The following is a 611-nucleotide window of genomic DNA, read 5'->3' as shown; positions in this document are numbered from 1 at the left end:
TCAAAAAATAGACTTTTCTAGTTTTTTTCTCAAAGAGCCAGAATCGCTCTATAAGAGAGATGAGCTTTCAAGGGAATTATATCAAACGGTATTGAAGAAAGAAAACAAAATTTCTGAGCCTTTTGATAAAATGGGCAACTTGCTTTTTGAGCGTTTAGAATTTTTCTCGCTACTAAATAAAGCTATAACTTTGAAAAGTTTTGAAAAAGTAGAAAATCGTTTTAAGCACATCAACAGTCTATTTAATAGTCTTCAAACAAAAGAAAGCCTGAAAGATATTGCAGATCTTCAAGCACATATCGATGGTTTGTTAGCCATGATCCAAAATGAATCTACAACGATACAAATGATAACGCATTTACGTAAGGCTGAGCAATCACTTATCAAAAAGAAAAGACGCGAAATTGATATGAGAATTTTTAACCATGAAGCAAAAGAGATGCCTACCATACGATGAAAACAAAAGCCGATGTAGAAGATTCAGTACTATCTGAACAATTCAGAGAGGCACAAAGGTTTTATCAAAGCCAAGACATCGTAATGAAAATACTTAGGTAATGTATAAATGCAAATGAAGCGTTTAGCATGTATCTATATTTCAAGGTGATAAA

At 32.4% G+C, this 611-nt stretch carries 1 protein-coding gene; it reads left to right on the top strand.

Going from position 1 to position 611, the window contains the following annotated elements:
• Window positions 1-457, top strand: a 457-nt coding sequence (locus ACFINX_RS10370; RefSeq protein WP_375668827.1) for a type IV secretion system protein, incomplete at its 5' end; no start/stop codon positions are given.
• Between the last annotated feature and the right edge of the window lie 154 nt (window positions 458-611).

The sequence above is a fragment of the Bartonella sp. AP36NXGY genome (genome assembly GCF_042195865.1).
Classification (GTDB): Bacteria; Pseudomonadota; Alphaproteobacteria; order Rhizobiales; family Rhizobiaceae; genus Bartonella.
Note: the sequence above shows the minus strand (reverse complement) of the source record. Positions and strands in the feature narration are given on the sequence as shown.